This is a genomic window from Ferruginibacter sp., assembly GCF_028288465.1.
Taxonomy (GTDB): domain Bacteria; phylum Bacteroidota; class Bacteroidia; order Chitinophagales; family Chitinophagaceae; genus Ferruginibacter.
Genome location: NZ_JAQBNR010000007.1, coordinates 1 through 24,166 on the forward strand (window position 1 = coordinate 1; position 24,166 = coordinate 24,166).

The 24,166-nt window shown below is 39.9% G+C and carries 18 protein-coding genes; 9 read left to right on the forward strand and 9 right to left on the reverse strand.

Translation table 11 applies throughout. The features are described 5' to 3' along the window. Nucleotides 1-213: 213 nt before the first annotated feature. The 6 genes from JWR61_RS03390 to JWR61_RS03415 all read right to left on the reverse strand — a co-directional run bounded on the left by JWR61_RS03390 (nucleotide 214) and on the right by JWR61_RS03415 (nucleotide 6,443). Nucleotides 214-1,764, reverse strand: coding sequence for a glycosyltransferase family 39 protein (locus JWR61_RS03390; protein ID WP_301926450.1), 1,551 nt, complete (start codon nucleotides 1,762-1,764; stop codon nucleotides 214-216). Nucleotides 1,765-1,801: 37 nt separating this feature from the next. Further along, nucleotides 1,802-2,965, reverse strand: a complete 1,164-nt coding sequence (locus JWR61_RS03395) for a glycosyltransferase (protein ID WP_301926451.1) — start codon at nucleotides 2,963-2,965, stop codon at nucleotides 1,802-1,804. Next, nucleotides 2,962-3,723 (reverse strand): methyltransferase domain-containing protein, encoded by a 762-nt coding sequence (locus JWR61_RS03400; RefSeq protein ID WP_301926452.1) that lies wholly within the window; start codon nucleotides 3,721-3,723, stop codon nucleotides 2,962-2,964. The genes JWR61_RS03395 and JWR61_RS03400 overlap by 4 nt, the downstream gene beginning before the upstream one ends. Next, a complete protein-coding gene (locus JWR61_RS03405) occupies nucleotides 3,720-5,021 on the reverse strand; it encodes a lipopolysaccharide biosynthesis protein (RefSeq protein ID WP_301926453.1) in 1,302 nt (433 codons plus the stop codon). The genes JWR61_RS03400 and JWR61_RS03405 overlap by 4 nt, the downstream gene beginning before the upstream one ends. A gap of 71 nt (nucleotides 5,022-5,092) precedes the next feature. Then, the gene (locus tag JWR61_RS03410) at nucleotides 5,093-5,929 is read right to left on the reverse strand and encodes a hypothetical protein (RefSeq protein ID WP_301926454.1); all 837 of its coding nucleotides are present in this window, start codon (nucleotides 5,927-5,929) and stop codon (nucleotides 5,093-5,095) included. After that, on the reverse strand, nucleotides 5,916-6,443 hold the full coding sequence (locus tag JWR61_RS03415; RefSeq protein WP_301926455.1) for a hypothetical protein: 528 nt from the start codon (nucleotides 6,441-6,443) through the stop codon (nucleotides 5,916-5,918). Before JWR61_RS03415 ends, JWR61_RS03410 begins: the two co-directional genes overlap by 14 nt. A 120-nt stretch (nucleotides 6,444-6,563) precedes the next feature. Between JWR61_RS03415 and JWR61_RS03420 the strand changes: the two genes are divergently transcribed. Further along, nucleotides 6,564-7,562: an ion channel gene (locus JWR61_RS03420; protein WP_301926456.1), complete on the forward strand. Its 999-nt coding sequence runs from the start codon at nucleotides 6,564-6,566 to the stop codon at nucleotides 7,560-7,562. 59 nt (nucleotides 7,563-7,621) lie between these two features. Here the strand turns inward: JWR61_RS03420 and JWR61_RS03425 are convergent, their stop codons facing one another. Next, nucleotides 7,622-10,420 carry a putative LPS assembly protein LptD gene (locus JWR61_RS03425; protein WP_301926457.1) on the reverse strand — a complete coding sequence of 933 codons (2,799 nt, stop codon included), beginning with the start codon at nucleotides 10,418-10,420 and terminating at the stop codon, nucleotides 7,622-7,624. 89 nt (nucleotides 10,421-10,509) lie between these two features. On the opposite strand from JWR61_RS03425, the gene JWR61_RS03430 reads away from it, so the two are divergent. From JWR61_RS03430 to JWR61_RS03440, 3 genes are all read left to right on the forward strand, one after another. After that, nucleotides 10,510-11,838, forward strand: coding sequence for an N-acetylmuramoyl-L-alanine amidase (locus tag JWR61_RS03430; RefSeq protein ID WP_301926458.1), 1,329 nt, complete (start codon nucleotides 10,510-10,512; stop codon nucleotides 11,836-11,838). Nucleotides 11,839-11,906: 68 nt separating this feature from the next. Further along, nucleotides 11,907-12,923 (forward strand): MlaD family protein, encoded by a 1,017-nt coding sequence (locus tag JWR61_RS03435; protein WP_301926459.1) that lies wholly within the window; start codon nucleotides 11,907-11,909, stop codon nucleotides 12,921-12,923. Nucleotides 12,924-13,057: 134 nt separating this feature from the next. After that, a complete protein-coding gene (locus JWR61_RS03440) occupies nucleotides 13,058-15,067 on the forward strand; it encodes an OstA-like protein (RefSeq protein WP_301926460.1) in 2,010 nt (669 codons plus the stop codon). A gap of 10 nt (nucleotides 15,068-15,077) precedes the next feature. Here JWR61_RS03440 and JWR61_RS03445 read toward each other — a convergent pair whose 3' ends face one another. Then, the gene (locus JWR61_RS03445) at nucleotides 15,078-16,259 is read right to left on the reverse strand and encodes a DUF5009 domain-containing protein (protein ID WP_301926461.1); all 1,182 of its coding nucleotides are present in this window, start codon (nucleotides 16,257-16,259) and stop codon (nucleotides 15,078-15,080) included. Between the two features lie 368 nt (nucleotides 16,260-16,627). On the opposite strand from JWR61_RS03445, the gene JWR61_RS03450 reads away from it, so the two are divergent. Continuing rightward, the gene (locus JWR61_RS03450) at nucleotides 16,628-17,077 is read left to right on the forward strand and encodes a hypothetical protein (protein WP_301926462.1); all 450 of its coding nucleotides are present in this window, start codon (nucleotides 16,628-16,630) and stop codon (nucleotides 17,075-17,077) included. Between the two features lie 151 nt (nucleotides 17,078-17,228). Beyond that, nucleotides 17,229-18,728, forward strand: coding sequence for an NAD(P)H-hydrate dehydratase (locus tag JWR61_RS03455; protein ID WP_301926463.1), 1,500 nt, complete (start codon nucleotides 17,229-17,231; stop codon nucleotides 18,726-18,728). A gap of 33 nt (nucleotides 18,729-18,761) precedes the next feature. On the opposite strand, the gene JWR61_RS03460 is transcribed toward JWR61_RS03455, so the two are convergent. Then, nucleotides 18,762-19,076, reverse strand: coding sequence for a hypothetical protein (locus JWR61_RS03460; protein WP_301926464.1), 315 nt, complete (start codon nucleotides 19,074-19,076; stop codon nucleotides 18,762-18,764). 311 nt (nucleotides 19,077-19,387) lie between these two features. On the opposite strand from JWR61_RS03460, the gene JWR61_RS03465 reads away from it, so the two are divergent. The 3 genes from JWR61_RS03465 to JWR61_RS03475 form a co-directional block, all read left to right on the forward strand. After that, nucleotides 19,388-22,156: a sodium-translocating pyrophosphatase gene (locus JWR61_RS03465; protein ID WP_301926465.1), complete on the forward strand. Its 2,769-nt coding sequence runs from the start codon at nucleotides 19,388-19,390 to the stop codon at nucleotides 22,154-22,156. Between the two features lie 190 nt (nucleotides 22,157-22,346). Next, nucleotides 22,347-22,721, forward strand: a complete 375-nt coding sequence (locus JWR61_RS03470; RefSeq protein ID WP_301926466.1) for a BlaI/MecI/CopY family transcriptional regulator — start codon at nucleotides 22,347-22,349, stop codon at nucleotides 22,719-22,721. Between the two features lie 12 nt (nucleotides 22,722-22,733). After that, on the forward strand, nucleotides 22,734-24,166 hold a 1,433-nt coding region (locus JWR61_RS03475; RefSeq protein ID WP_301926467.1), incomplete at its 3' end, for a M56 family metallopeptidase.

A 24,166-nucleotide genomic window follows, 5' to 3' on the forward strand; every position in this document is an offset into this window, starting at 1 on the left:
GCTGGTATAGAAATTAATTACAAAACGGAAAGACTTAAAATTGCAAGTGGTTGATATTGTGGTCACAACGCGTAAAAAAAATAAGGCCGGATAGAAATCCAGCCCGCTTTAAAATCCAATATCCTATGAAAAACCAATGTATAAACGCTTGTTTGCTGATTAAATTGCAGCGCTGCTAAAATAAATTATAGGAAAAGTCAAAATGAGTTGTATTCAGGGTACATCAAAAATTAAATACTGGGAGTCGAAATGGCTTACGGGTTCAAGATGGAGATTTGTCAACCATTTCATTTTACCATCATGCCAGTAGTCAAAATATTTTTCCAGTGATACCATCACTTTTCCGTGCACCGGTTCCTGTGGCTCAAATTGAATATCGGGATGTTTATCCAGGTACTCCTTCGCTAAAATCCAGCCTTCCTGAAAGTATATATTGGCGTCGCCGAAAATTTTGAAAGCATCTTTTTTATTATAAATAAATTCATTGGTATAAGGTAAAAAATGGGGGAAATAACTTGCGACAGACAGACCTTCCCAAATTAAAAGAGTGCAGGTTATTGATATAAATAATTTCGGTTTTAAATAGTATAGAAGGTTACTGACAAGACTGCCGCAAAAGATAAAGAGTAAGGGCAGCAGGAACAGTACGTTTTTAATACCGAGGTACATAGTATTGAAAAGGCTAAAACTTACAAAAATAAATGCCACAGGCAGCAACAAAAAAATTTCGTTGTGCATAAACAAGGATCGTTTTCTATTAATCCAATATGCTGCAATGGCGGCAAAAAAAATGATAAGAAATGGAATGGGTAGTTTATATAAAAAACAGATGCTATAGTAATACCAAATACGTTGCCCTGTAAAGGCTTGTCCCAAAAATGTCCCCGATCCATAAGAGGACAATCCGTCAATACCCGGTGGTGTTTCAGCATTAAAAGAAACATAATCAAATCCCAAAACATACGGCTCCGGCAATGGCATTGGTACTGCATTTGCAAAAGAAAATTGTTGTTGCAAATTTTTAAATTTTGAAGAAATAAAATGATATTCTTTAAGCGTTTTACCGGTATTGTTAAATAAAAATCCGGTATTTATGACTAACAGGGATATGATGGCAATAATAAAAGTTTGTCTGAATAAAATCCATATTTTTTCCCTTAATAAAAGTTTATCCTGGTACACCTGTAGCATTAAAAAACCGATAACAACCGGGTACAAAAGCAACAAAGACTGCTTGCTTATCTGCCCTATACCAAGTGCCAACGACACAAGCAGCAAGTACTTCATCTGCCGGCTTCTATTAAACTGCCATGCATAATAACAGGTCGCTGTGCACACTAAAAAACTATACACATCTGTGCCCACCATTTGAGAATGCGCCAATATATTTGGGCAAAGCATATACAACGTCAGCGAAAAAAAACCTCCCCGTCTGCCATATAATTTTGTGCTCCATACCAACACGTAACAGGCCAGCAGCAGAGCAGAAATAACTGAGAATATCCTTCCAATGGTTACGTCAGTAAGGGTTTGCTGCGAATTGTGTTTTAATGCCGGATTAAATAATTGTGGGATTGCTCTCGTTAAAGCATTAATGGCAACAATGGGCATTTGGCTGTTGTAAACCGGAACACCGTTCGCCAATTTTTTTTGTGGTTCATTTTTTAAAATATTGATCCCATATTTATAATAGTTGGATTCGTCTCCGGTTACGCTTAGCCGGGTAATGCAATAGAAATTACACGCGGCGTACAAAAGTAACATGGTAATTATCGCTGGCCTGTAATATGTACTACCGGTATTAAACACCCTGCACTATCTTTTTATAAATAGAAAAATATTGGCTGCCAACAGTATTGTAACTATAAAGCGCCGCCGCCTTTCGTGCAATGGCAGGTTGGTTGTATGTTGAATATTGATCGATCATTTTTTGCATGGCATTTACCAATTGCTCAACATTTTCACTTTCTACCAAAATACCATTTGTTTCATTAACAACTTCTGCGATGCCACCAACCCTGCTGCTGATCACGGGCAGTCCACAACACAGCGCTTCCAGTATAACACAGGGCAGGTTTTCAAAGCGACTAAACAATAATAAAGCAGATGACTGCCGCATGGCATCTGCTACCGCTGAATAGGCTATCACTGGTCTGAAAAATACAACCTGATCCAACAAACCCAGTCGTCTTGCGTTTTCCACAAGCATTGCATTGTTACTGCCTATCATCTGCAGCTCAAAACGGTACCCTTTATTTTTTAGTTGCAGGCACGCCTGCAAAATGTCCTCCGGATTTTTTTGATACGTCATTACCGAGGGATGGATAAAACGGAATACGTCAGACGGGAGTGGCTGATAATAGAATAGATTGGTATCCGCTACATTCGGTACCGGCAAATAATTAACAGAAACAAAATTTTTGCTCACCGTTTCACCAAGGTCTTTTGTAACTGGTAAAAATAAATCTGCCTGCTTTAAAATTTTTTTGTTTAACCACCGGTACACAAAGCCCGAATCATAAACAGATGGCTTGCTTTGCCGATAGTAACCCGTCCAGTGCTCAGTTACCACGTATGGTAGTTCGATTTTTTTTTTCAGCATCATCGCCAATAATCCTGCTTTCATAGCTACCTGCACGTGAATGATAGATGGTCTTCCCTCCTCATTTTGGATACGCTGAAACAACTTTCGTTGCAGGAAAAAATATTGCTTTACTGAAAAAATACTTTCAATTAAGGGAGGCCACTTTGATTTTCCATAGTAGCACCGGTATACAGTTAAATTACCACCGGTTGTTTTTTCAATTTCAACTTTTCCTGCAGGCAATAATTCATCTTTTAAAACCGCCAGTACCGTCACTTTTGCATAGTGACTTACAGCTTGCGCATGCCTTTCAATAAAGTCACCTGTAAAGGCATCCCGCCGGCCAGGATACCAGCTCACAAGCCATACAACATGCATCATATAGTTTCATTTTTTGTTATCGAAAATATTGCCATGATGCAGTCTCCGTTAAAAGGATATTGCTTTAAAACAGTATTGATGACGGTATGCTGCAGGTAGAACATTCCAAAATGCAACTGTTGCAGCTGAAACCTTTTGTCATCAAACAGTTTACATAAAGTGTAGGGCGAAAAATACCAATGGTGGTCCGGGTGAATTCCTTCTGTTTTATTAAGGCTTGAGGCCAGGCTATCCAGGCCGGTATAGTTTGGTACTGTTACCAAAACACTGGTACCGTTGCTGAAACTGTTATACAAAATATCAACTGCCTTTGCAGGATTGGCAAGGTGCTCCAGGACCTCGGATAATAAAATAAGTTCAGGATGAAAGGTAAGTACCTGTAATGGATAATGATCAGTTATATCACCCAATATTACATTGTCATCGCCCGTAGCTTTGCAATATTCAGCCAGGGCTTCACTACTGTTATCCAGGCCAAGCAATAATTTTGTAACCGGCTTCACCTGCAGATGGAGCAATATGCCATCGTTCACTCTTTGCCGCGTAAACGGGTGATCAGTAAAGCCAATATGCAATACATTTTTATCCCTGCATTGTTCCACGATAAAATCTACCCGGTTAAATATGGAAACATTTTTAACCGGTATGTGTTGCAGCCATCCTGCACCTTCTCCACTAATCCGGTATTTTAAACTACGTTTTAGCATGCCCATGGCCAGCCAGGTAACGCCCCATTGTATTTTACTTTTTATTTTCAAGTTACTTTGTATGTAGATGGAAGTATAAACTTTTTGCACTGGCTTGAAATATATTTTACTTCCTGCTTTTGAAACACGAAAAAAGCTTTTGCAGTACAGTTAAATTTTACTTTGAATAACCAAACCAGGTAAACGCAGCAGGCTATATAACCAATACTGCTTGCCGCGGCGGCAGCATTAATTCCATAAGAAGGTATTGCCAGTACATCACCTGCAACAACCACAATCAGCGCCACCAAAGCAGCCATCAAGTTTGCTTTCAGCATTCGCCTTCCGCCCAGGTGGGCCGCCAGCACCGTAACAATACTAAGTGCGAAAAAGCCTGGCATGTACAACAACAATGCAACGTACATCAGGTTAAACCCATCGCCAAATACCCAGGGCAACACCCAATAGCCCGTTAAAACAATCACCAGGGTTACAGGGAAAAAGATGAATGTAATGGCCCTGCACAGCTGCTGTACTTTGTTTACACTCATAGCATCGCTACTGCCGGCGCTGTACGGAAAAACCAGGCTGCCGATAATGGAAGGAACTAATATCAGCAACTGTCCGAATTTTGAAACCTGGATATAGTTGCTTAAGGCAGCAGGGCTGCAATATTGCTGAACAAAATAATAATCAATCCTTATTACAAAAAAAAACAGTGTATTGCTCAAAAACGCAACAGACGAATAGGTAAACATTTCTTTTACAACAGGAAAAACTGCTTCAGCTGTTGTTGTATTTTTCTTCGTACTGAATAATATAGCTCCAACTAAAATCGCGGCCAGCACAGCGATTCCCCCAATGTACACAAACTGGCAAATTTCCGTTTTGCTTTTTGCTTCCCAATGTCCGCACCATAAAAAAAGCAAGCCCAAAGCAGTAACGAAATTGACGCAGCATATAATTACATTGAGAGCGATAAACCACTTTTTGGCATAGAAAAAAGCAGAAAAGTAAATGATAGCCAGGCTGCTTACAATAAAAAGCAGCGATATAAGATAACTGAATGTAAGTTGCATATACTTCAGTACAACTAAAGCAATTGCCGCTTGTAAAAATAACAACGGCAAAATAAAAAAGAGAATAGCTAATATTAAATGGCTGTCTTGGCTGGCAAAATAAGTAATGCCGGATTCAAGACACCAGCTTAACAACAGTACCACCAAAGACAGCTCTGTAATGGTGTAGAAAAAACTGCCGCTTGCTGCCACACCAAGTAAATGAACCAATAGTAAATTGATTAAAAATACCAATACAGTATTGATCATTTTCCATGCGATGGTATGTTTCAGAATCGTATTAAAATGCATATTTTGCTACACCATTGTATTAAAATTTGATACAAAAATTGTGCATGCAAAGTACTAAAAGCTGGCAACAGTTAATTGTATTCTCTTTTTTCATCCAGCGGGAAAGCAGAAAAATAGAAACAGCCGGTAAAAACCAGCCAGATGAAATAATAAATCTGCATCACAAAATAATCGGCCAACAAAAAGGTGCAAAATACAATGATCAAAAGACGGTCGTATTTGCGGGTAAATAACCCCACTGCAAAAAGCAGTTCGGCAGCAGTACCTGCTATATAAAAAATAAAGGAGGTTGTTTTATGGTTGATTAAAAAGTAAATGAATTGAGTAAACCCATTTCCATTGCTGCTTACAAGATATACGCCATGCTGTTTTAGCAATATTCCAGACATCTGTTCAACATTAAAAACTGCACCGCTGGCTATTTTTTCAACCGCGGCTGCAACAAACATGGTGATGAAGAGAAGGCGTACAATATGAATGTAATAATAAAATTTCCGCGCAGAGGTTGCAGATAAAATTAATGGAATTAATATCCAGCTCATGAAGCCCTGCATACTAACGTAGCTAATGGAGGTAAAAAAAATGGCATATACAATAGTAAAAACAATAGTGGCTGTTGCAATAACTGGCTTGGCCTTAAAACTGCGCAGGTTTGCGATAGTTAGTAATACTGGAAGCAGCAGGTATACAACGTCCAGGACTATGCGCAACCAGTACGATTTTATTAACCAGTGCTGCAGGTTGGTTAACATTAGCAGGTTCCTGGTAAAATCCAGGCCGTTTAAAAAAAATACAGGATTGAGTGTAGAGAACAATAAACCATTCCACCAAAACCAGGCATAGTTCATCAAAAAACATAACAGGTAAAACCAGCTAAATTGTTTGATATGTTTTTCAGAAAGCGACAATACCGTTTAATTTTACAGGTGAAGCAACCGGTGTTAACCGTCCGTTTTGCAAAATAAATTTTTGTTGAAAAGCCGACAGGTGAATAATTTTTTCTCCTGTTATTCTTTCTGCCAGTTGCGTATACCATTCAGTAAACTGTTGATCGGTAACTGTATTAGTGTAATATTCTTTTTTCATCCACTGCCCCACCCCTGCCTTGTTTAATATCCTTTGCATGGTAGTAAAAAATAGTTCATTTGTCTGTTGCTGACGTGCATAGTTTTCCAGGGAAACCTGCAGCTGATCTCTTCCTGAAACCGATAATTCCGAGAAATTGACAGGCTGATTATTGATAAATAAGCGAACGATATTTTGGGTGTCGCCAAGGTGATAGTTTTCGCTAAACATAGCATACTGTAAAATGGGGGTTGCTACGGCGCCCTGCTTGACATTAAAAAAAAACCACAATAAAATAAACAACAAAAAAGCCAGGGTAACTTTTTTATTATATAACCACAAGTCTTTTAAAAACATACTGGTAGGTTTATTTGCCGGCGCAAAAATACTTCATTGTTAAGTATGGCAGGCAGATATTAAACCTTTAATTTTTTTGTGTCGCGGTGAGTGTTAATTTTAATCGTTAATATTAATGATATGGCCATACTTCGCAAACTAAATACAAAAGCCACTGCCCAGATCAATACTGGATTTGGAATTAATACGTCTGATTACGGGGGCCGCTTTATCAACAAAAACGGTATGCCCAATATTGAGAAAAGAGGCATCGGTTATTTCAACCGTATCAGCTGGTACCACACCATGCTGCAGCTGCCCCGTTGGAAATTTCTCTGCATCATCCTTTTGTTTTATATGCTCATGAACTTTGTGTTTGCTATTATTTATTTTAGTATTGGCATTGACCATTTGGAGGGCATTATTGCCAATAACGTGTGGGAGAAATTTGGCGAAGCCTATTTTTTCAGTGCACAAACCTTTACCACTGTTGGTTACGGACGCATCAGCCCGAGAGGGTTTGGAGCAAGTACGGTGGCGGCCATAGAGGCATTGATAGGCTTGCTTAGTTTTGCCCTGGCCACCGGTTTGTTTTATGGACGTTTTTCAAAACCCAAAGCCTATGTGCGCTTTAGTGATAATGCAGTGCTGGCACCTTTTAATAACGGCCTGGCAATTATGATGCGGGTAGCTTCCTACAAAAACAATAACCTGATAGATGCGGAAGCAAAAGTAACTGCAGGAATTATTATGGAAGAAAATGGAGATCCAAAAAATAAATTTTATTCTTTGGATCTGGAATATGACAAGGTAAACGCACTTACGCTCAGCTGGACAATCGTTCATCCCATTACAGAAAACAGCCCGTTTTATAGATTTACTGCAGACGATTTTGCCAATGCGAAAGGTGAAATTTTGATTTTTTTTAAGGCCTTTGATGATATGTTCAGCAATACAGTGGCGGCAAGATCATCTTATACTTTACAGGAACTTGTGATTGGTGCTAAATTTGTTCCCATGTATCACCGCGATAATGAAAAAGACACGACCGTTTTAGAACTGGATAAATTAAATACCTACGTTCCGGCCGATATCAGTCATGCCTGGCAAATTGAAACAAAAGAGCAAAGCCTGCAGTAACAGGCCGCTTCAAACTACCTTTTATTAGAAATTTTTTTTTTCAGAAAAGAATGCGGACATTAAGGAAACTGGTAGAAAGTTCTTGTCCGGTTTACTTTCACATCCCTTAGGATGGCAGATTTAGGGCTGATGGAAATATTAAAGAACCGGTATTTACCCACTGGAGAAATATTAATAGCCATTTGCCAGCAATGCATTTCGCGGGCAATCGACATGGAGAGGGTACCCAGCTGCTTTTGAGTAATGTTATAATAACCATTTATGCCCAGCTGCCATTTTTCTGTAAGCTTTAAAGTAGAGTTCCAGTTTACATTCTGATCCAGGTTATTTTTAAAGCCAATTTTAGCTGACTGAAATATTTTACTAAACTGAAGGGAATACGAAAAACTCAATGACCAGGGAAGGCTGAAATCTGTAAACTCCGCGGGGTTGTTAGCCATATAAGCCATTTCAGTCTGGTACTCATCCAGTGGCATACCCGTATTTTGATTAATCATCTGGTTGGGGTTATTCTGAACCGGTGTCTTCTTTTTAGATTGATCGCCTCCCTGGAATTGGGTTGAAAGGGATACACTTCCACTCACCAATCTGCCCAGCGTTGGCTTCTTGGTCCAGAGTAATTTATTAATTGTACGGCCATTTGAAGGGTCAACATCGTAAGGATCGAGCGTAGCACTGGTAGTAATATTGATCTTATTAAACAGATTGGTACGGGCACTAACACTAAAGGTGCTGAATCTCAAAGTATCTTTTAAAAAGTTATAGCTGCCGTTAAAGCTAAACCCATCTATCAAGGTAACTTTTTTTGTGGCACCTGCTGCGGTATCTGCCTTATTGCGCAGTTTCATCTGCACGTTGTTATCTATATTGAAACTTAGCCCTCCAAATTTACCTTCTCCAAATGCTCCGTATAAACTGTTGGAGTACAATGACACCCTGTTGTAATAGTTATGTGATGTGTCGTTTTTAAGTAGATAATAAGAACCACCACTTAAATCTGGCTTATAACTGATACTTATGGAAGGTCTAATTTCATGGCGGATAGCCTGCACTGCAGCATTTTTACCAAATGTAAACGAACCAAAAATACGGGTAGAAAGGCTTAGGCTGAATGCCATATCCCTCGCTGCATAAAAGCCTTTATTATGTACAGTGTCCATTTTATTATGTATGGAATCAAAGTTCTGACGCAGTTGTTCCTGGTACCACTTTTCAGAATAACTGATGCCGGGGGAAATTTGTACCGGACCTATTTGCGGCAATGATAAAGAAATGGGCACGTTGTGTGTAGCGCCCCATTGCAGGTGATCAAAAATCTGTTTACCGATATTCAGTTTGCTGACTGAAGTATCATCTGAAAAATAAGTTTGGCTTTTAGCATTTGAGTTTAAAGCTACCCCGATATTTTCATACCATTTGAGTGTACCCACCGGTTCTTTTCTTCTGAATGGATACAAGGTTTGCAGGTTGAACGTTAAATCAGGCAACGTTACGTTGATCGTTTTATTATTGGTATTTTGCGAGTGGTTGGCATTGATAGAAATATTAAACGGCTTATCCTTCCAGGTTCTGGCGTAAGCAATGGAAGAGCTTAACTGGTTTTGAAAATTTCTGGCAGGACTATTGGGAACATACTGGTTAAATTTACTGCTACCTGCATTTACATTTGCGCTAAAAGTAACGCCTGGCCTGGATTTGGTGTCAGCGCTATGTGTCCAACGTACATTAAACACATTTCCTGTTGAAAAATCCGGATCGCCTTTAAAATTATATTTTACATGGTTAAAATCGAATGAAAAATTCCCTGAGTAGTGGTAACGCTTGTAATACCGCGGACTGATATTGAACATGTAGCCCCCATAAGAATATAAGGTTCCCCTGGTAGTTATATCCCAGTTATCGTTTAACACTTTATAATAACCAAGGCCTTCCAATGCCAAACCAAATTGGTCGTTGGCATTAAAGGTAGGTGCCAGTATGCCGGAATGCCTGCCTTGTGCCAAAGGAAAAATACCAAACGGTAAAACAATGGGAATGGGTACTCCCTCAAATTCTGGATGAACAGGACCGGTAATGGCAAATTTATTGGCCCTGAATTTTATTTTTTTACTGACAAATGCAAAATGTGGAGTATCCAGGTTACACGTTGTAAACCTTCCCCGGAAGGCATAAAAATCAGATGTATTGATCTTCTTCATCCGCTCCCCGTAAATATACATCTCACCCTGCTGGGTGTAAGTGCCCTTGGTAATGCCTTTGCCATTCTTCATGTTAAAGCCAATGGTGTCACTCACCATTTTAGACTCCCCTTGTTTCAACGTTGGAAAAGATATTACTTTACCGGCACTGTCCTTTTTTAAAGAGGCCGTTACTAAATTTGTTTTCTGATCAAATATAATTACGGGCGCTTCCAGATTATTATCCTGGTATACTGTAGTAGATTTTTTTCCATACAAAGTGATTTTTTTGCCGGGCACATCCATCACCATTGAATCATCTGCATGGTACGTTACCGGGGCGCTCAAGGAATCCTTTGACATTTTTGCGTAGATGGTATCTCCCTTCACGGGGTTGGAAGTATCGGCACCATTAAAATGAACCGAATCAGCAACCGGTGTAGCCATGGAATCTTTAAGACCCGGCGCTGCAACCTGCACTTTTGGAATTGAATCTTTAACAACAACAGGCCTGGATTTTACAACACGCTTCGACTTGGGAACAGTGTCGCTAGTTAAATTTTTGTAAAAGCCGGGTAATGCAAACATCTTATACCCCGGCATAAGCGTTACTGCAGTAAGTAAGGCCAGTGCCATAGATGCCAATATATTTTTTGCCTTACCTTTGTGCTTGTTATTCATTGCAGTTGTGCGCAAAAATAATGATATTAGGCACAACAATGTGTGAAGAAAGTCTTATAATTACTAACCCAGAATAAACCCGGTAGAATATGCTCAAAACGAATTTTGTGATTAAGGTATTTGCAGTAGTAATTTGTATGTGTTCGCTTTCTGCAATTGCTCAAACACAAAAAAGAATTAAAACAATCATCGTAGATGCTGGTCATGGTGGCAAAGACTTTGGGGCTCACGGAGGATATGAAGGCGGGTTGAATTCCTATGAGAAAAATGTAACCCTGGAAATAAGTAATAAGCTGGTAGCTGAGTTAAGAAAACAATTACCGGATGTAAAAATAGTTCCTACAAGAACAACCGATATTTATCAATCTCCTCCGGAAAAAGCAAATATTGCCAATGAAAACCATGGCGATTTGTTTCTGTGTATCCATGCAGATGCAGTGAATCTTAAAACAGGCAGAAGGCAGATAGGTACCCATCAGGAAACAAGGTACCATGTTAAATACAAAGGCAAAGGAAGAAGGCGACAAAAAATTTCTACCCCGTATACAGTTACTGTTCCAACCTACGAATATTATAAAATAGGCAGCCAGCGCAACGGTACCAGCATTTGGCTTTTTGCGGCACATAAAACAAGCGAAAAGTTAAAAGCGGTGATGAATAATGAGGATATACAAATTGAATCTGGCATTGACAGCGCCTATAACACCATTGATTTCGATTCGCCGGAAGGACGAATTAAAGCAAAAATTTATGCGGACCGTTACCAGAAAAAAAGTATAAAACTGGCTACGCTTGTGGATGAAGAAATAGATAAAACAGACCGTCCTGCGTTGGGACTTAACCAGCGCCAGGTGGGTATTTGGGTATTACAGGCTACCAATATGCCGGCCATTTTAATTGAAACAGGTTTTATAACTAACCATGATGATGAGCGATACATCAACAGCGAAAAAGGCCAGCAAGAGTTGGCAGAATGTATCACAAGGGCTGTAAAAAAATATAAAGAAGAAATAGATCATACTTCAGCAGCAGCAGTTGCCAAACCAGCAGAAAACAATGAGCCAGCGGAAAAATATACCGACCGGGCGAAAAATGTTTTAAAAAGAATTGATTTAACCCAGTCTGATTTTAAGGTTGATTTATATGATGATGGTGATATTGACGGCGATATTGTTTCTGTATATTATAATGGTAAAAATATTCTTAGCAATAAAAAATTAACGGAAAAGCCTCTGTCCCTTAACCTCTCAGCCGATCCCGACAAAACTGAAAATGAGCTGGTAATTTATGCTGAAAATGAAGGCAGCATAGCTCCAAATACCGCGTTGATGATAGTTACAGAAGGCGACACCAGGACGGAAGTTCGCATTACAGCTGATGCGAAAAAAAATGGAGTAGTGTTGTTTACAAAAAAATAACGATTCGTTGCTGCGGGTCCGTCAGGTAATTATTCCCTATTTTTACGTTTAAACAATGTAGTTTACAAATGACTATTTCAAACGAAACCAAAGTTGGCGCCCTGACTGCTATCGCTATAGTTCTGCTCATTTTAGGATTTAATTTTTTAAAAGGAAAAAATATTGGTGGTAAAACCATGCACTATAAGGCCGTTTTTACAGATATTCAAGGCCTGGCCACCAGCAACCCGGTGGTGATCAATGGAAAGCAGGTTGGTAATATTAATAAAACGGATGGAGGACGGGATATGCGCCGCATAATGGTTGACATCAATATGACCGAAGACGTGGTGATTCCTGATGATGCAGTAGCGATTATTAATAAATCTTTACTTGGTAATGTACAGCTGGATATCAGGCTTGGCAACAGTTCGTCTTATCTGAAAAACAATGACACTATCAGGACAATAGCGAGCGAAGACATTCTGGGCGATGCCATGAAAAAACTGGATCCTGTTTTATATCAGGTTACCAATGCGGTGAAATCACTCGATTCCTTACTTGTTACCGTGACCAGTGTATTTGATCCAAACTCAAAAAAAAACATCAGGGGTATGCTTGAAAACCTGAATAAGACAACGGCCAGCCTTGCCGTTTCATCTGCTTCTTTACAGGGTTTATTAAATGCTCAAACCGGGGCATTGGCAAAAACACTCGATAATGTAAGTTCTTTCACAGGCGCATTAAAAAATAATAACGAAAAATTGAATCAAACAATGAGTAATGTGGCGACTGCTACAGAAAAATTCTCTAAGCTTGATTTTGAAAAAACGCTGAACACTTTAAACGGTACACTTACTGATCTGAAAGGCGCGGTAAGTAAAGTTAGCAGCAAAGATGGAACTTTAGGACTGTTACTAAACGATACCAAATTATACAATAACCTGAACGCAACCAGCAATAAATTAAACTTACTGCTGGACGATTTAAGGGTGCATCCTAAGCGATATGTCAATATCTCTGTGTTTGGCAAAAAAGACAAAAATGGCCCTTTGCTGATACCTTTGGCTGATACTGTCAATGCGCCATACATTATAAAGCCATAACAAAACGCAACAATTCTCTTTTTACCTTTTTCTCCGGGTTAATCCATGTTACTTAACTGCAGACAATAACGATAAACTTTGTGATACTGTTTGTAAATAAAAATAGAAATTGCAGGCGGCTAAAATTAAATGCGTTGAAATTAATATTTACACCAGGTTTATTTTGTTTGTTGCTTTTGTTTGCAGCAAATTTTAAGGCAGCCTCCCAGGTAACCTCTCCTCCTCAACCCGGCAGTGACACCCTCAGAACTATCCAGATTATACAAGGTCAAAGCTTGCGGGAAAAAGCAATTGACACATTGACTACATTAAAAACAATTGCTGGTAATGTTATTTTAAAAGAAGGACTAACACTTTTTTATTGCGACAGTGCGACTATCAACAGTCTTACAAATATCCTGGAAGCCTTTGGCAATGTGCATATCAATCAAAATGACAGCATACACACTTACTCGCAGTATCTTAAATATGTTGGCAAAGACAGAGTGGCTTTTTTAAAAAAAGATGTAAGACTGACTGATAAAAAAGGAACATTGTACACACAGGATTTAGTATACGATTTAAAGTCGAGCGTAGGAACCTACACTACAGGTGGTAAAGTTGTAAACGGTACCACGGTTTTAACCAGTAACGAAGGGGTTTATTATGGAAGTACAAAAGATGTGTATTTTAAAAAGAATGTGCACCTGATAGATCCAAAATATGATATTGTAAGTGACAGTTTGCTCTATAATACACAATCACAGCTGGTAACTTTTATTACCGCCACAAAAATTAAAAGCAAAGAAGGGGGTGATATTTATACAAAAACAGGATCGTACAACCTGCAAAATGGGAAAGCGTTTTTTGGTAACCGCACTGTAATAAAAGATAGCACCAGAACCTATGTTGCCAACGATATTGCCTACGATGAAAAAAGCGGAATCGCCCAGCTGGAAGGCAACGCTGTTATAAGGGATAGTGTGAACGGTTATTCAATACTGGGCAACCAGATTTTTTCCAGCAAATTTGACCAGTCTTTTTTAGCCACCCGTAAACCACTTTTAATTTTTAAAGGCGAAGGTAAGGACAGTACTTTTATTGCCGCCGACACACTGTTTTCAGGCGTAATAAAGCTTGATAAGAATGGTAACAAAATATTAAAAACAGACACGCTTAAAAATACTACCACCATTAATTTAAACGACTCCACCCTGGGAAAGGGTTTGCAAAACAACAACAACATACCTAAAAAAACATTCGCGGATATTGACTGGCTGAAGCCGGTTACCCCGCTGCAAAAAGACGCAGGCTTTGTATATGTAGTTCAAAAAGATGAGCCAACGCCTGCCGAAATTAAAATGAGCGCTGAAAATGCCAAAGAAGCAGCCATTACAAAACGGGCCGATGCTGCAATTGAAAAAATACGAAGTGAAGAGCTTGCCGGAAATAAATTCACCATCAATACTGATCTTAAAAAAGCGGCCGCCATCAAGCCAATGGACAGCCTGATTAACAGGGACAGTCTTTCCTTCAAACAAATAGCTACATCAGATTCTGTTAAAAAAGCTGCTGGCGTTAAAATCGCCAAAGACACAACCATCCGGTATTTTGAGGCTTTCCATCATGTCCGCATTTTTAATGATTCCGTACAATCTGTATGCGACAGCTTATTTTACTCTTCAGAAGATTCTGTTTTCAGGCTGTATCAAAAACCGCTCGTGTTCAATAATAAATCGCAGATAGCAGGTGATACTATCTACATGTTTACTGAAAATAAAAAAGCTAAACGAATGTATGTGTTTGAAAATGGCATCATCATTAATGAAGCCAACAAGCAAATGTATAACCAGATGGGTGGACGAACCATCAACGGTTATTTTAAAGATGGCACCATTGATTATATGCGGATAAAAGGCTCTCCTGCAGAAAGCATCTTTTATCCCCAGGACGATGACAGCGCCTATATAGGAATGAACAGAAGCAAAGGCGATGTGATAGATGTTTATTTTGCTGATAAAACGGTGAACAAAGTAAAATTTGTAAATGATGTGGATGGCACCCTCTACCCTATCCGTCAACGTCCCGAAGATCAAAAATTTTTAAAAAATTTCAAATGGTGGGAAAGCAGGCGGCCAAAGAACAAGTTTGAATTATTTGAATAATACACACAGATTAAATTTTCAGTCTCAACCTTTTTTTCTCCAAAAAACCGGTAAGCCGCACCACTAAAAAAGCAAAAGCAACAGAGCGAAACAATCCGCCTGCACCGTGGTTAAAAATTGCAGGGTAATGAAAATTAACCAGGTTATACAAAGAATACCAAAAATAAGGGACGAGGTAACAGGTAAGTGTACTGGTACCAGCAGGCCTTATAAAGTTAAACCAGTGTTGTTTGGCGTTTATATCAACCAACCAGATGAGTGTTGTAAAAGTTAATATGCTTATTCCTGTACAAATAAAAACCCAGGCTGGTGTTGAATGAATTTTAGATATACCCTCTGCATAAGGTCTTATAATAACACCTGCAACGATCAGTGAAATACCAAGGGCCACAAAGGCAATCCTAATTGACCGGTCTTTTCGGAGATTGGTTAATTGAGCATACAACACTGACAGTAACACGCCGCCCATCATTAAAGAAACTGATGAAGCATCACCGATAAGTGGTAAATTGAGTTCAATAAAACCCGTATGATTCGCCACATTAATGAACACAGCGATGACATAGCCAATAAGCAGTAAATAAAAATTGCCTTTTGTCACCAGGTAAATAAAGGCGCTTACAAAATAGGCCCAGCCAATGATGCCCAATATTCCCCACCAATAAGGTTTCATGCCGGCAGCAGCATCTGGAGTGCCTCCTTTATACAATACGGCCATACCCAACAATAAAATTACGCCGCCGGCTATCAAATTAAACTTAATCATTTTTGATACCTCTGACCGGTAATCAAGCCAGATCAAAAAGAAGGCGAGCGTAATTGCAATAATCCACAAAGGTTGCGGAAAGCCTGCAAGCGTGGCATTGTAATTTTCACTATTGACGTGAAAGAAACCCATTACTATGAGGGCAAAAGATCTGCTGACAATATAAAAAAACACCTGTATAAAAGTAGCCCCCCGGCTCATCCGGTTGCCAATAGCAAAAGGAATGGACATCCCGGCGATAAAAAGAAATGCAGGAAAAACAGTATCAGCAAAGCCCAGTCCGTCTTCATCTGCGCCCATATGCCCTAACCAGGCCGGAAGGCCTGTTACACCTGAAGCGTCATTGACAAAAACCATCAGCAACATAGTGATTGCCCTGAAAACATCGATTGATTGCAGTCGTTTTAGTAGTTGCGTTGTTTGCATTAATTAACTGTTTGGATTGCCGTCTATTCCCACTATTCAGCGCCTTTTATTCACGGGCTGAATTTTAATGAAGTATAAATATTGGGTTACAAATTAAACCGTTGTTACAAACATCCGTCATAAGTTGCGTGGATGATGTATAAATATATACATATTTGTGGCGGAATGTTTTGTTTACCTGGTTCTGCACAATTGTTTAGTGGCAGCCAGGCAGCAATGCTAAGATGACCAGTAGTTTGCAGGATAATTTTTTACAAAGCCTTAACAGCCCAATCCTCTTATGCGGCGTTACACCAATGTATTATTGCATGGCAATTTTTACGCGATAAAATATTTGTTTAGTTTATACAACCTTTAAAGCAATTATCATGAAAAAAATGTTTTTTGTTTGCAGTATCCTCAGCCTTTTTTCGCTGGCCGCAAGCGCTCAGGAATACAATAACGCGATTGGTATCCGCCTCGGACCAAACTCGGCTAACATTTCCCCGGGTTTTACCATTAAACACTTTTTAAATGCAAGCAACGCAGTTGAAGGCATCGTTGGCGTGAGCAATGGTATAGGGTTGTGTGCTCTATACGAGTGGCATCACCCGATTGAATCAGCTGAGCACCTGAACTGGTTTGTTGGTGCGGGCGGTTATGCAGCTTTCCGGTACAGCACCAGTTTTATTGGTGCTGCCGGTATAGTGGGTTTGGATTATAAATTTGAGCAAATACCACTGAACGTTTCTGTTGACTGGAAACCTGAACTAAACCTGATTACCAATGTAGGTTTTGAGGCAAGCGGTGTGGGTGTATCTGCCAGGTTTACTTTCTAAAAAAATGATTAAAACGGTTTGCAAAAAAAGAAAGCCATTTTTTAATTCAATAAGCGCCACAGTTTAAGTACCATCCGAATATATCCCTGGTTAAAAGAAATAAAAATAGCATTCCGTATGGCAAGCCATTTTGTTATTTTACTTTTACCAGATGAAAATATTTTCTGCGGAGCAAATAAGAGCATGGGACGCCTTTACGATAAAAGAAGAACCCATCAATGGCATTGACTTAATGGAAAGAGCTGCCGGCGCTTGTGCTGACTGGATCAGGAAAAATATTGCTACCTCCCCCAATATAATGGTGCTATGTGGGCCTGGTAACAATGGCGGCGATGGGTTGGCAATTGCACGGCTCTTGCATAAGGCTAAATTCAAAGTATCAGTTTACCTGGTTGAAAGTACGAATTCCAGTGAAGCCTTTGGAGTTAATCTACGGCGATTGAAAACATTAAAAGTTGATGTGGTTACGCTCCGCGTGGCAGCAGATTTTCCGACTGTTTCAAAAAATACAGTGTTGATTGATGCATTGTTTGGCACCGGTGTCAATCGGCCTTTAAAAAATCTTGCCGCTCAGCTGGTACACTTTATCAACAAACAAAATGCAACTGTCATCAGCATTGATATGCCTTCGGGCCTGCCTGCAGATAATTGTGTTGATGATGGCGCCATTGTTAAAGCCACGCATACACTTAGTTTCGAAACATATAAATTGACTTTCCTGCTACCACAAAATGCAGTATACACCGGCAGCATTCATCTACTCTCTATCGGCCTGAGCAAAAAATATTATGAAAATACCAGTGCAGCTTTTATAAAAACAGATGAACAGCTGATCAACCGTATATATAAACCCCGAAATCAATTTGCACATAAATATACTTTCGGTCATGCTTTTTTATATGCAGGAAGTAAAAACATGATGGGTGCTGCCGTGCTTTGCAGCAAAGCCTGTATCAGAAGCGGCGCCGGACTTGTAACAATTCATGTGGAGCCTGATTGCGAAGCCATTATTCACATCAGCCTTCCTGAAGCCATTACCAGTTCTGAAAAGGATGCTTCCAAAACCTGGATAAAAAAATCTGCCATCGCAATCGGACCAGGACTGGAAAAGTCGAATGGTAATACACAATTGCTAAATAAATTATTGGTTGACTGGCAAGGACCGTTGGTAGTTGATGCCACTGCCCTCTCGCTCCTTAATCCGCTGCTAACTAAGCTGCCCTTGCGAAAAACAACTGATTTGATCATTACGCCCCACACGGGTGAATTTGAACAACTGTTTGGAAAAACAGGCAACGATTTGGAGCGATTGCAACTCGCCATACAAAAAGCGCATAGCCTTGGATGCTATATTATATTAAAAGGACACTACACTTTTATCGCCTGTCCCGAGGAACCGCATTATTTTAATACGACTGGTAATGCAGGAATGGCAACTGCCGGAACAGGCGATACATTAACCGGAATTATTTGTGGATTACTCTCACAAGGATATGCAGCAAGAGACGCAGCAATTTTAGGAGTTTACCTTCACGGGCTTGCAGGAGATATTGCCGCAGACAAAATATCCCAGGAGGCTTTGATTGCAAGCGACCTGATTGACAATATCGGAGCTGCATTTTTGGAAATCAGCAAAAAAAAGCACCAGTAATTAGCTGGTGCCCAATATTATGATCCAATACTATTAGTTCTTCTTCTTATTTTCTTTGAAGCGCAGGTCAGGTGTACCGTCTTTCTTTTTAGGACCTGTGATAGTCGCTGCCGCTTTTGCTTTATCCTTATTTTCCTTTAATCTCATATCCGGCGTTCCATCGGCTTTAAGACCATTTGCAGCAACAGGCTTTGTTTTATCCATCTTAACCACTTTGGCAGTTGCATCTTTTTTTACAACTTTCATTTCCGTTGGTTTTGTTGTGGTAGATTTTGCTGCAGTAGTTTGTGCTGTTGCAATACCCGCGAAACCTAACATCATACAGAAGGCGATCATTAATTTTTTCATAATTGTAAATTTTAATTTTTTAATTGTGATTCAAATGTAACCTTAATACAATAACAGTATGTTAGCCGCTTGTTAATTGCGGATTGATAAATACGGGTGGCTTTTTCTATAACCGGGAGTTGAAACAGACATCAGCGATTGCCCGTGATATGAAAACCCCGACATCTTTTTTCAGCTAAGTTACCCTGGGGCATGTGCCAGGGCTCCATACTAACCAACCGCCCGGTCTTTTCAAGAAAAGGTGATTTTTAACTCTTTTTGAAGCAATTACCCTATTTTTGCCCTCCAAATTTTAACATTATATATTTATTATGGACAAATTGTTTTACGTAGTTCCTGCATTGGGCATTGTTGGCCTTTTGTACACTTTTATCAAGTTTGCCTGGGTATCAAAACAAGATGCCGGTAACGAACGCATGAAAGAAATCAGTACTTATATTGCTGAAGGTGCCATGGCTTTTTTGAAAGCCGAGTATAAAATTCTTACTTATTTCGTAATTATTGGCGCACTGTTATTAGGTGTGATGGGTTACAGCAATGCCAACAGCCACTGGAGTATCTGCCTTGCATTTATTGTGGGTGCATTTTTTAGTGCGTTGGCGGGGTTCATAGGTATGAGAATAGCTACCAAAGCAAACGTTCGTACAGCACAGGCTGCAAGAACAAGTTTAAGCAAGGCGTTGTCTGTTTCATTTACCGGTGGTAGTGTAATGGGTATGGGTGTTGCAGGTTTGGCTGTGTTGGGATTAGGCGGCTTGTTTATTGTTTTATACACCACATTTGTTGCCGGTTATACTATTGGTTCAGAGGAATACAGGTTAGCTCTTGAAAAAGCAATCGAAATATTAACCGGTTTTTCTTTAGGTGCTGAATCTATTGCTTTGTTTGCACGTGTAGGTGGTGGTATTTATACCAAAGCCGCAGACGTAGGTGCTGATTTAGTGGGTAAAGTAGAAGCTGGTATTCCGGAAGATGATCCCCGCAACCCTGCTACTATCGCAGATAACGTAGGTGATAACGTAGGTGACGTGGCCGGTATGGGCGCCGATCTTTTCGGTAGTTATGTAGCTACCGTTTTGGCAACTATGGTATTGGGAAGGGAAACCGCTGCTGCGGGTGATGCATATGGTGGGTTATCTCCTATTTTATTACCAATGCTGATTGCAGCAATGGGTATTATTTTCTCCATCATTGGAACTTTCTTTGTTCGCATTTCTGAAACTGCCGGTCTAAGTACACATAAAGTACAAAATGCCTTGAATATGGGAAACTGGGGCTCCATGGTATTAACTGCTATTGGCTGCTATTTCCTGGTGAATTTTTTAATGCCCGAGCACATGACGCTGCGTGGTCACGATTTTACAAAGACCGGTGTATTTGGTGCCATTATGGTTGGTTTGTTGGTGGGTGCTTTAATGAGCATCATTACTGAATATTATACGGCCATGGGTAAACGCCCGGTGTTAAGTATTATCCGCCAGTCTGCAACAGGGCATGCTACCAATATCATTGGTGGTTTGGCTGTTGGTATGGAAAGTACCTTGTTACCAATCATTGTTTTAGCAGGCGGAATTTATGGTTCCTATGCTTGCGCAGGTTTATACGGTGTGGCAATTGCCGCTGCCGGTATGATGGCAACAACTGCCATGCAATTGGCAATCGATGCTTTTGGCCCCATCGCTGATAACGCCGGTGGTATTGCTGAAATGAGCGAGCTGCCTGCTGATGTTCGTGAGAAAACAGATATCCTGGATGCGGTAGGTAACACGACTGCGGCAAGTGGTAAAGGTTTTGCCATTGCTTCTGCCGCATTGACTGCGTTGGCTTTGTTCGCTGCCTTTGTAGGTATTGCCGGTATTGATGGTATTGATATTTATCACGCTGATGTATTGGCAGGTTTATTTGTAGGTGGAATGATTCCTTTTATATTTTCTTCTCTTGCAATACGTGCGGTAGGTGAAGCGGCTATGGCCATGGTAGAAGAGGTTCGCCGCCAGTTCCGTACTATTCCCGGAATTATGGAAGGTACAGGCAGACCAGAATATGATAAGTGCGTAGCAATTTCTACAGAAGCTTCACTAAAGAAAATGATGTTACCAGGCGCTATTGCACTGTTAACGCCGATTGTAATAGGGTTTATTTTTGGACCGGAAGTATTGGGTGGCTTTTTAGCAGGTGCTACCGTTAGTGGTGTATTGATGGGTATCTTTCAAAACAATGCCGGTGGTGCATGGGATAATGCAAAAAAATCTTTTGAAAAAGGAGTTGATATCAATGGCACCATGTACTATAAAAAATCAGATCCGCACAAGGCTTCTGTTACTGGTGATACAGTGGGTGACCCATTCAAGGATACCTCTGGCCCGTCAATGAATATTCTTATTAAATTAATGAGTATCGTATCACTGGTAATTGCCCCTACCCTTGCCAAAATACACCACGATAAAATTGAAGCCAACAGGAAGGCCCAGATGGAAACGATGAGAAAAATGATCGGTGGCAATACAATAATCGAAGAAAAAATTACCAAAACCGGCGATAGTACAGGTGTAACAGTAACAGTTACAAATAGAGTGAAAGGAAGCGTGAATGCTGATGGAGATTTTGTATACGATGCCGGAGCGATGGGCAAATTAAAACTGGCCGACGGAAATGAAATCACAGTTGGCGGAAACTCTGCTGAAAAGAAACTGTTTGATTTTATAACCGATGGAAGCAAAGCAGTTGATAAAAATACCTGGTTCACAATGGATCGTTTGTATTTTGAAACAGGCAAAACCACCTTGAAACCAGCATCACAGGAGCAGTTGAAAAACATTGCTGCTATTTTAAAAGCCTACCCCGCTGTTGAATTAAAACTTGGTGGCTATACGGATAACAGCGGTGACTCTGCTACCAATGTAAAACTCTCCGGCGACAGGGCAACTTCCGCAAAAGATGAGCTCGTTAAATTAGGCGCAACTGCCGCACGTTTAAGTGCTGAAGGCTATGGTGCTCAATTTCCTGTTTGTCCTGAAAACGACACCAAAGAATGTAAAGCCCAAAACAGGAGAATAGATATCAGGGTTACAAAGAAATAGTTACAAAGAAATAATTTTCCAAAACTAACTGCAAACGGCCCCGGTGAAACACACCGGGGTTTTTATTTGTCTCTAAGTCTGTACAGGTTCGTCCTATTTTATACATTTATCACCAAAATATTCCGCCTGCGAAAATTTTGGTTTATTTAAGAAATTAATTTTTATATTTGAATACGAAAAACATCGTATTATGACGCTTATAAAAAATACAAGGCCAACTGAAGGCGAGCTGGAAATATTACAGGTGTTGTGGCAAAAGCAAACCGCAACAGTAAGAGATGTACATGAAGAACTCTTAAAAGTGAAGGAAGCGGGTTATACCACTACCTTGAAACTGATGCAGATAATGTTTGAAAAAGGCCTTGTGACCCGTGACAGCAGCAGTAAAACACATATTTACACGCCAGCAGTAACAAAGGAAAAAACACAGGATTTGTTTTTAAACCGGATGATCGATTCGCTTTTCGCCGGTTCCCCCGCCCAGTTGGTTATGCAGGCGTTGGGTAATCACAAAACCTCTAAGGAAGAATTGGAAGAAATCAGGAATTATTTAAACAGCATCTAATTTACAGGTGTTATGCAGACATCGTTTTTTGCAAATGCTTATTTTTTACAGTCTGTCGGTTGGGCCATTGCCAACAGTTTTTGGCAGGCTGCCGTTTTGTGGATTGTTTATCAGTCAGCCGCTTATTCAAATAAAAAATTACCTGCCTTAATTAAATACCAGCTTAGTCTGTTTCTTATTTTTATCGCCGCTATATGGTTTGGTTTTACTGCACTTCAAAACTATTTACTGTTATCTTCCGCGGATACTACCTCTTCGCCGCAATGGTTACTACAGGTAGAATCTCTGAACAAAATGCTTCCTGTTGTGGCCGTTCTTTATTTTGGCATGCTTGGCTTCCATATTTTTCAGTTCGCCCGCCAGTATTTGGAACTTCGTTTTGTTAGTAAAAATGGACTGTTAAAAGCACCCGCTGATATAAGGATGTTCACTGCAGGTACAGCCCTTCATTTGGGTATTAAAAAAAAGGTGCAGGTTTGGTTATCCAACCATGTAGATGTGCCATCAGTAACAGGGTTCATTAAACCTATTATATTGCTGCCTGCAGCAATCGTTAATCATTTAAGCACCGATCAGGTAAACGCTATTCTGTTGCATGAGCTGGCTCACATAAAAAGGAACGACTTTTTGTTGAATCTGCTACAATCTTCGGTAGCGCTTATGCTATTTTTTAATCCATTTGTTGGCCTGCTGAATAAAATTGCAAAACGGGAAAGGGAAAACTGTTGTGACGATTGGGTGATCAACTTTCGCTATAACCCACGGGAATATGCCAAAGCCTTGTTGGTGCTGGAGGAACAACGGCATCAGCAATTGATGCTGTCAGTTTCCGCAACGAATGATAAAAAAATGTTACTGCACCGGATAAAGAGATTGTTTGATGACAGAAAGGTGCAAATAAATATAAACCGGTTCCAAAAATTTCAGCTGGCAGGTTTAACCTTTATAATCTTGATCCTGATTGGTCTGCTTCCTTCCATCGCAAATAAACAGGCAATACCTGGCGAAATTGCTGTCAGCGTAAAGCCTGCAGTACTAATAAAAACGGAAAATAAGGATGTCGTTGTTAGTGAAAAAGAACATCCTTCACCAATAATTTACAGTAGGATTCCGAAAAAAACTGTTTCACCACAAAAGAAAGTAACTGCTAAAAAACAATCAACCGAGAAAAAGCAGATTGCCAATACCGAAGATTATAATGTACTTGCAATGGTAAATGAAGATGCATTACCGGGCACAATAAGAGACAATGAAACAAAGCTGACTGTTGTCTCCAATAAAGAAAAAGATAGCCTGCAACACGCTCCCTTTTTTGTAAAGATAGAAGAAGAACAATCGGGCAAGCAACAATCCCTGACGTATTATTTTAAATTGAAGAAAGATGACGGTGGTAAAACTGATGTTAAACCGCTGCTTTTCATTAAAAAGTATACAACAACAAAGGC

Coding starts and splice junctions, on each gene's coding strand:
- JWR61_RS03390 (WP_301926450.1), bottom strand. CDS start 1,764: ATGTTACTTTTGTACGCCGCGTGTAATTTCTATTGCATTACCCGGCTA.
- JWR61_RS03395 (WP_301926451.1), bottom strand. CDS start 2,965: ATGATGCATGTTGTATGGCTTGTGAGCTGGTATCCTGGCCGGCGGGAT.
- JWR61_RS03405 (WP_301926453.1), bottom strand. CDS start 5,021: ATGCATTTTAATACGATTCTGAAACATACCATCGCATGGAAAATGATC.
- JWR61_RS03415 (WP_301926455.1), bottom strand. CDS start 6,443: ATGTTTTTAAAAGACTTGTGGTTATATAATAAAAAAGTTACCCTGGCT.
- JWR61_RS03420 (WP_301926456.1), top strand. CDS start 6,564: ATGGCCATACTTCGCAAACTAAATACAAAAGCCACTGCCCAGATCAAT.
- JWR61_RS03425 (WP_301926457.1), bottom strand. CDS start 10,420: ATGAATAACAAGCACAAAGGTAAGGCAAAAAATATATTGGCATCTATG.
- JWR61_RS03430 (WP_301926458.1), top strand. CDS start 10,510: ATGCTCAAAACGAATTTTGTGATTAAGGTATTTGCAGTAGTAATTTGT.
- JWR61_RS03435 (WP_301926459.1), top strand. CDS start 11,907: ATGACTATTTCAAACGAAACCAAAGTTGGCGCCCTGACTGCTATCGCT.
- JWR61_RS03445 (WP_301926461.1), bottom strand. CDS start 16,259: ATGCAAACAACGCAACTACTAAAACGACTGCAATCAATCGATGTTTTC.
- JWR61_RS03450 (WP_301926462.1), top strand. CDS start 16,628: ATGAAAAAAATGTTTTTTGTTTGCAGTATCCTCAGCCTTTTTTCGCTG.
- JWR61_RS03455 (WP_301926463.1), top strand. CDS start 17,229: ATGAAAATATTTTCTGCGGAGCAAATAAGAGCATGGGACGCCTTTACG.
- JWR61_RS03460 (WP_301926464.1), bottom strand. CDS start 19,076: ATGAAAAAATTAATGATCGCCTTCTGTATGATGTTAGGTTTCGCGGGT.
- JWR61_RS03465 (WP_301926465.1), top strand. CDS start 19,388: ATGGACAAATTGTTTTACGTAGTTCCTGCATTGGGCATTGTTGGCCTT.
- JWR61_RS03470 (WP_301926466.1), top strand. CDS start 22,347: ATGACGCTTATAAAAAATACAAGGCCAACTGAAGGCGAGCTGGAAATA.